Source organism: Streptomyces violaceorubidus (genome assembly GCF_000717995.1).
Taxonomy (GTDB): domain Bacteria; phylum Actinomycetota; class Actinomycetes; order Streptomycetales; family Streptomycetaceae; genus Streptomyces; species Streptomyces violaceorubidus.
On record NZ_JODM01000240.1, the window covers coordinates 1 to 230 of the forward strand.

General features: G+C 83.0%; 1 pseudogene. It reads left to right on the forward strand.

The features are described 5' to 3' along the window. Window positions 1-24: 24 nt before the first annotated feature. A pseudogene (locus IE94_RS40770) lies at window positions 25-230 on the forward strand (hypothetical protein); the annotation flags it as partial.

A 230-nucleotide genomic window follows, 5' to 3' on the forward strand; every position in this document is an offset into this window, starting at 1 on the left:
CCGTCTGGTGTGTCGAGGAGTCCGGTGCCGGCCGGCGGGGCCGGTGCGGACGCGGGTCCGGTCGTGCCGGGCCCCGGCCCGCAGGTGCCGGGCGGGGTGGCGTTCTCGCCCGGGTCCGCTCCCGGCTCGCCGGTGCCGGTGCGTACCGTCTCCGGGATCGAGGCACCGGACACGTCCGCCGCGGGCGCGGGCGCGGGCCGGCCCAGCGGTGCGGGCGCGGGGCAGCCGGC